Consider the following 6064-nt stretch of genomic DNA (forward strand, 5'->3'; position numbering starts at 1 on the left):
CTGCCCCTCGACGCCGACCCGAGGAGGCCTCCGTGCCGAAGCTGCGCGCGCACTGCCTGTCCGTGTCCCTCGACGGGTACGCGGCCGGCCCGGACCAGGGCCTGGACCACCCGCTCGGCGTCGGCGGGGAGGACCTGCACGCCTGGCTCGTCGCCACCGCGACGTTCCACCGGATGCAGGGCGCCGAGGGCGGCACCACCGGCCTCGACGACGACTTCGCCCGCCGCGGCGACGAGGGCATCGGCGCGACGATCATGGGCCGCAACATGTTCGGCCCCGTCCGCGGGCCGTGGGGGGACAGCGACTGGGCGGGCTGGTGGGGCCCGGAGCCGCCGTACCACCACCCGGTGTTCGTGCTCACCCACCACGCGCGCGACCCGGTCGAGATGGCCGGCGGAACGACGTTCTCCTTCGTGACCGACGGCATCGGGTCGGCGCTGGAGCAGGCGTTCGCGGCGGCCGGCGGCCAGGACGTCCGCCTCGCCGGCGGGGCGGCCACGGTCCGCGAGTACCTGCGCGCCGGCCTGGTCGACGAGCTGCACGTGGCCGTCGCCCCGCTGCTGCTCGGCACCGGCGAGCGGCTGCTCGGCGACGGCGTCGCCACCGACCTCGTCGTCGCCGAGCACGTGGCGACCGGAGCCGCCACGCACGTCCGGCTCGTCCGGCCCTGACCGGCGCGGCCTGTCGGCTTGCCCTCGCGGCGGGTCCTGCGGTCTCGTGGGCACCCGGTGCGGAGGGACGGGAGGTCGGGCGTGCGCCGATGCGGCCGCCGCGCGCTGGTGTGCCTGGCCCTCCTCGCCACCGCGGCCTGCTCGTCGACCGCGGACGCCGACCGGGCGGCGCCCGGCACCGGCGCCGCCGCGACCAGCGAGGCGCCGGCCACCACCCCGCCGCCGGACGTGGCGGCGGAGCTCGCCGCCCTCGAGGAGCAGTTCGACGCCCGCCTCGGCGTCTACGCGCTGGACTCGGGCTCGGGCGCGACCATCGCCCACCGCGCCGACGAGCGCTTCGCGTACGCCAGCACCATCAAGGCCCTCGCCTGCGGCGCGCTGCTGGCGCAGACCTCGCCGGCCGACCTGCAGCGCGGCGTGCCGATCCAGCAGACCGACGTGTCGTCGGCCTGGTCACCGGTGACGAGCACCCGGGTCGGCGGCAGCATGACCCTCGCCGAGCTCTGCGACGCCGCCGTCCGGTACAGCGACAACACCGCGCTCAACCTGGTCCTGCGCGAGCTCGGCGGCCCGGCCGGGCTCGACGCGGCCCTGGAGCGCGTCGGGGACGAGGTCACGAACGTCGCGCGGACCGAACCCGAGCTCAACAGCGCGGTGCCCGGCGACGAGCGGGACACCACCACCCCGCGCGCGCTGGCCACGACGCTGCAGGCGTACACCCTCGACGACGACCTCCTCGACGAGGCGGACCGCGCGCTGCTGCTCGACTGGCTCCACCGGAACACCACCGGAGACGCACTGATCCGGGCCGGCGTCCCGGCCGACTGGGAGGTCGGCGACAAGACCGGCAACGGCGCCTACGGCACCCGCAACGACGTCGCCGTGCTCACCCCGCCCGGCCGCGCCCCGATCGTGCTCGCCGTCATGTCGAGCCGGGACGCCCAGGACGCCGAGCACGACGACGCCCTCGTCGCAGCGGCCGCCCGCGTCGTGGCCGGTGCGCTCAGCTGAGGTCGCGGCGCATCAGGACCCGCGGGAACCCGCCCGCCACGGCGTCGGTGTCGGCGGCCTTGGTGAACCCGGCCTTCTCGAACAGGCTGCGGGTGCCGACGAAGGCCATGGTCGTGTCGACCTTCCGGTCCCCGTTGTCGGCCGGGTACCCCTCGACCGCCGGGGCGCCCTGGGAGGCGGCGTAGTCGACCGCCCCGCGGACGAGCGCGTGCGCGATGCCCTTGCCGCGGTGGCCCGGGCGCACGCGGATGCACCAGAGGGACCACACGGGCAGGTCGTCGACGTGCGGGATCTTGGTGGAGCGCTGGAAGGGCAGGTCGGCGCGCGGCGCGACCGCGGCCCAGCCGACGACCTCGTCCCCGTCGTAGGCGAGCACCCCGGGCGCGACCGGGCGGCCGGTCAGCTCGCGGACGTACTCGCGGCGGGCCGGCCCGACGAGCTCCCGGTTGGTCTTCGAGTCGACGCGGTGGCTGAGGCACCAGCAGACGTTGGAGGCCGGGTTCTTCGGCCCGAGCATCGTCGCGACGTCGTCGAACCGCGAGCTCGTCGCCGGCGCGATCTCGATCCCCACCCGGTGCACGCTAGTCAGCTGGTGACGTCCTTGGTGGCGAAGTTCGCCCACGCCCCGGCCAGCAGCACGCCCACGTACACGCCCTGCAGCGCCAGGCCGCGGACGATCTCCCGCCACAGGACGGGGTCGCGGAAGAAGTCGACGAACGACAGCCAGTAGCGCGTGGGCAGGTACGGCGCGATGGGCGAGGCGGCGTCGAGGGTGAAAAGCAGCGACGAGGCGACCAGGACGGCGAGGGCGCCCATCGTCGCGCCCAGCGGCGAGTCGGTGAACGTGGAGAAGAACAGCGCGAACGCGGCCACGCCGAGCATCGACACCGCCACGTAGCCGATCGCCATCAGCGTGCGCAGGGTCAGCTCCTCGGAGCTCAGCGAGGTCCCCGACACCGACGTGCCGCCGGTCGGCTGCGCGTCGAAGAGCGTGCTGCCGAGCAGGTAGCCGACGGTGGCCACGACCACCACCGTGACCAGCACGAACGCGAGGACGGCGACGAGCTTGGCCACCAGCAGCCGGGTGCGGCCCGCGGGCCGGGCCAGCAGGTAGCGCAGGGTGCCCGCCTGGGCCTCGCCGGCGATCGAGTCCCCGGCGACCACCGCCACCGCGATGGGCAGGAACAGCGGCAGCACGATGGCCAGCGCGGCCAGGGTGAACAGCTGCCCGTTGGCCAGGACGGCGGACAGGAACGGCGGCCCCTCCCCGGGCCGCGGCGCGAGGTCGGTCAGGACCAGCAGCAGCGCCACGGCGGTCGGCAGCGCGTTGAGGACGGCGATCGTCGCCCAGGTGCGCGGCCGGCGGAACAGCTTGCGCAGCTCGACGACGATCACCGGAGGGACCCCGGCCGCTCCACCCGGTCGGTGCTCGTGCCGGCCGCGGCCAGCACCACCTCCTCGAGCGTCGGGCGCTGCAGGGCCAGGCCGGTCACCGGCACGCCGGCCTGCACCAGGAGCGCGTTCACCTCGGCCGGGTCGTCGCCCTTCACCACCACCCGCCGGCCGTCGACTGCGGTGACCCGGCCGTCCAGCGCGGCCTGCACGTGCTCGGGTGCCGGGCTCTCCACGACCGTGGCGCCGGTCGGCGCGGTGAGCACCGCCAGCTGCTCCTGGAGCACCAGCCGGCCGCGGTCGAGCACGCCGACCCGGGTCGCCATCTGCTCGACCTCGGCGAGCAGGTGGCTGGAGAGGAAGATCGTCGTCCCGCCGCGGTGCAGGTCGAGCAGCAGCGACCGGATCTCGGCGATGCCCTGCGGATCCAGCCCGTTGGTCGGCTCGTCGAGCACCAGCAGCTCCGGACGGCGCAGCAGCGCGCCGGCCAGCCCCAGCCGCTGCCGCATCCCCAGCGAGTACGCCTTGACCGGGCGCCGTCCCACCCCGGCCAGGCCCACCTGCTCGAGCACCTCGTCGATCCGGGCGCGCCGGGTGCGCCGGCGGCCGCCGGGCCCCGAGGCGTCGAGCAGCGACAGGTTCTCCCGACCGGACAGGTGCCCGTAGTGGGCGGGGCCCTCGATCAGCGCGCCCACCCGCGGCAGCACCCGCCGGCCGGCCCGCGGCATCCGCGCGCCCAGCAGCTCCACCTCGCCGCTGGTCGGCAGCACGAGGCCGAGCAGCATCCGCACCGTCGTCGTCTTGCCCGAGCCATTGGCGCCGAGGAAGCCGTAGACGTCGCCCTCGCGGACGTCGAGGTCGATCCCGTCCACCGCGTGCAGCCGGCCGTACCGCTTGACCAGCCCGCGGGTGACGATCACGGCGCTCACGGGCGGCTCCGCAGCTGGGGGAGCTCGCGCGCCGCGGCCTCGAGCGCCTCGAGGGTGACCGTGCCGGTGAGCACGTACGACTGCTGCCCCGGCGAGCCGACGAGCATGATGCCCACCGGCCCGGCGGCCAGGCGGACGCCGAGCTCGTCGGACACCGCGGACGGCGTGGTGGCGGCGACGCGGCGCAGGTCCTGCGCGAGCCGGAAGGGCACCGGGACGACGGCGAGCAGCGTGACGCCGCGGCCGTACAGCCCGATGGCCTCCGGTGCACCGGCGACCGTGCGGCGCGGCAGCCCGGCCAGCGCGCCGGGCAGCGCGACCGTGCGCAGCCGCTGGTCGGCGAGGGTCAGCACGTCCTCCTCGTAGTCGCGGCCGAAGTACGCGCCGCCGGGCGGGGTGAAGGCGACCACCTCCGCCGACGGCCGGCCCAGCTCCAGGTCGAGGAAGCGGGTGTCCAGCGCCGGGTTGGTCGCGTCCTCGGCGTACAGCTGCACCTGCAGCGGAAGGCCGGTAGCCGCGTCGACCCACAGGTCGATCCGCGCCACCGACGACGCCTCGTCGGCGGGCACCAGGCGCAGGCCGAGGGCGTCGCGGCCGGCGATCCGGGTGGCGCCGGTGCGGCTGAGCTCCTCGTCGGTGGCCTCGGAGAGGAGGCGGCGGGCCAGCGTGGGCGGCAGCAGGTCGGGCGGCTGGGGCAGCTCGAGCGGCGCCACGCCCGAGCGGGTGGCGCGGTTGGCCTCGTACTCCCACGTCCACGAGCCGCCCTCGTCGCGGTGCACGCCCGTCTCGCCGGTCGGGGTGACGACGTCGACGCGGTGCGAGGTGGCGCTGCGCCACCAGACGCGCATCGTCGTCCGGTCGCTGAACAGGTCGGCCAGGGCCGGCAGCTCGTCGCTCACCGGCAGGGCCAGCCCGCCGGCCGACTCGGCGTACCCGGAGAAGCCGAGGTCGGCGGTGGCCAGGGCGGCGGCACGCAGGTCGGCGGCGGAGACGTCGGCGTCGTCGGCCGGCAGCGCCCCGACGACCGACGGCAGCGCGGCGAGGACGGCGACCAGCGCGAGCACGAGCGCCCAGCGCCCCGCGGCACCGCGCCGCCGAGATAACACTCTGGTAACGGTACGAGGAATGCCTGTGCCCGGCCTGTGCGGACCGCTCAGCCGGCGCGGGCGAGGTGGGGGTCGTCGGCGGGTGGCCGGATCACCAGGATCTCGGTGCCGTCGGGCCGGTAGGTGTGCCACCGGCCGGCGTCGTCGCGGTGGATGCGGAAGCCGTGGTGGACCTGGGTGTGGTGCCGTTCGCAGAGCAGCCCGGAGTTGTCCAGGCTGGTCTCGCCGCCGAGCGCCCAGGCCAGCAGGTGGTGGACCTCGCACCAGTGGTGCGGGGCGTCGCAGCCGGCGAACACACACGTCGTGTCGCGGGCGATCACCGCCTGGCGCAGCGCCGGGGTGACCAGCCGCCGGGTGCGGCCCAGGTCGAGCGGTTCCCCGTGCGGGCCGAGCACGATCCGGGTGAGGTCGGCGTCGCAGGCCGCCCACCGGGCCCGCGCGGCGGAGAGGACCGCGCCGAAGCCGGTGCGGGCGGCGCCCCGGCCGGTCGCCGGGTCGAGCAGGTCCTCCAGGTGGACGGTGACCGCGACCTGCGGCTTGACCGTGCGCAGCAGCGGCAGCGTGCCGCAGCCGAGGTGGAGGTCGGCCAGCTGCACCGCGGCGTCGGCCTGCCGCCGCGCCAGGCTCCGCTCATCCCCGGCGGGCCGGTGGGCCTGGTCGAGGGCGGTGATGGCGGCCTGGAACCTGTCCCCGCCGACCGCGTCGAGCTCGCCGCGGAAGAACAGCCGGCCGTCGGCGCGGCGGGTGAAGGTCAGCGACCGCTGCTCGGTCGGGTCGGGTTCGGGGCCGTCGGTGTCGAGCCGCTCGAGGAAGGCGCGCACGGCCTTGTCCAGGTCGGTGTGCGGCGCCGCGGCGGCCAGCCGGGCCAGGATGGCGGCGGTCTCGGCCAGGTCGATGCCCTGGGCCGCGGCCAGCGCGACCGCCCGCGGCTCGCCGATCGCGGCGATCGTCGACA

At 76.1% G+C, this 6064-nt stretch carries 7 protein-coding genes; 2 read left to right on the forward strand and 5 right to left on the reverse strand.

The window, feature by feature from the left end; all coding sequences use genetic code 11:
- The first annotated feature begins 32 nt into the window (after positions 1-32).
- Together ACI797_RS15300 and bla are read left to right on the forward strand one after the other, a co-directional pair.
- Positions 33-671: a dihydrofolate reductase family protein gene (locus ACI797_RS15300; protein WP_456859553.1), complete on the forward strand. Its 639-nt coding sequence runs from the start codon at positions 33-35 to the stop codon at positions 669-671.
- An 81-nt stretch (positions 672-752) separates the two neighbouring features.
- On the forward strand, positions 753-1682 hold the full coding sequence (gene bla, locus ACI797_RS15305) for a class A beta-lactamase (RefSeq protein ID WP_456859554.1): 930 nt from the start codon (positions 753-755) through the stop codon (positions 1680-1682).
- Here bla and ACI797_RS15310 read toward each other — a convergent pair.
- From ACI797_RS15310 to ACI797_RS15330, 5 genes are all read right to left on the reverse strand, one after another.
- Positions 1675-2253 (reverse strand): GNAT family N-acetyltransferase, encoded by a 579-nt coding sequence (locus tag ACI797_RS15310; RefSeq protein WP_456859555.1) that lies wholly within the window; start codon positions 2251-2253, stop codon positions 1675-1677. The genes bla and ACI797_RS15310 overlap by 8 nt on opposite strands.
- Positions 2254-2267: 14 nt before the next feature.
- Positions 2268-3077 (reverse strand): ABC transporter permease, encoded by an 810-nt coding sequence (locus tag ACI797_RS15315; RefSeq protein WP_456859556.1) that lies wholly within the window; start codon positions 3075-3077, stop codon positions 2268-2270.
- Positions 3074-4003, reverse strand: a complete 930-nt coding sequence (locus tag ACI797_RS15320; RefSeq protein WP_456859557.1) for an ABC transporter ATP-binding protein — start codon at positions 4001-4003, stop codon at positions 3074-3076. Before ACI797_RS15320 ends, ACI797_RS15315 begins: the two co-directional genes overlap by 4 nt.
- Positions 4000-5109, reverse strand: a complete 1110-nt coding sequence (locus ACI797_RS15325) for a sigma-E factor regulatory protein RseB domain-containing protein (RefSeq protein WP_456859558.1) — start codon at positions 5107-5109, stop codon at positions 4000-4002. The genes ACI797_RS15320 and ACI797_RS15325 overlap by 4 nt, the downstream gene beginning before the upstream one ends.
- 47 nt (positions 5110-5156) lie before the next feature.
- On the reverse strand, positions 5157-6064 hold a 908-nt coding region (locus ACI797_RS15330), incomplete at its 5' end, for a DUF222 domain-containing protein (RefSeq protein ID WP_456859559.1).

It is taken from the genome of Geodermatophilus sp. SYSU D00691, assembly GCF_054050275.1.